Source organism: Acetomicrobium sp. S15 = DSM 107314 (genome assembly GCF_016125955.1).
In the GTDB taxonomy this organism is placed as follows: Bacteria; Synergistota; Synergistia; order Synergistales; family Thermosynergistaceae; genus Thermosynergistes; species Thermosynergistes pyruvativorans.
This window is the reverse complement of record NZ_JADEVE010000059.1, coordinates 1-306: the sequence shown is the minus strand read 5'-3', so window position 1 is coordinate 306 and position 306 is coordinate 1. Positions and strand designations below refer to the sequence as shown.

Genomic DNA, 306 nt, shown 5'->3' with positions numbered 1-306 from the left:
TCTTGTCTTTGCGGCGGCATTCCTCTATGGCCTTGCCTTGGAGGTGGCTCAGATCTACACCTCGACGAGGGAATTTTCGTTGGTGGACATGCTGGCAAGGAGCGTCGGAGTATAAGGATCATGGTTTTGAATTCGAACTTTCCCCCATAAGCTCTCCCCTGTGATTGTGTTCATCTCCTGTTTTGTAGCTGGGCGATGAACACCCGTAGCCACAACGAGTATGTGCGGGGGGGAAGGGGCCGTTCGCCCCCGCACATACGGATTCCCGCACCGCTTCCTCTATCTCTTCGAAGTCTACGCCTTCTA

2 protein-coding genes are annotated in these 306 nt (G+C 54.2%); both read right to left on the bottom strand.

The window, feature by feature from the left end:
* Positions 1–54: 54 nt before the first annotated feature.
* Complete coding sequence (locus EZM41_RS14490) at positions 55–174, bottom strand: hypothetical protein (protein WP_446697798.1); 120 nt, start codon at positions 172–174, stop codon at positions 55–57.
* Positions 119–306: hypothetical protein (locus tag EZM41_RS01260; protein ID WP_232618904.1), on the bottom strand; the 188-nt coding region annotated here is incomplete at its 5' end. The genes EZM41_RS01260 and EZM41_RS14490, both read right to left, overlap by 56 nt.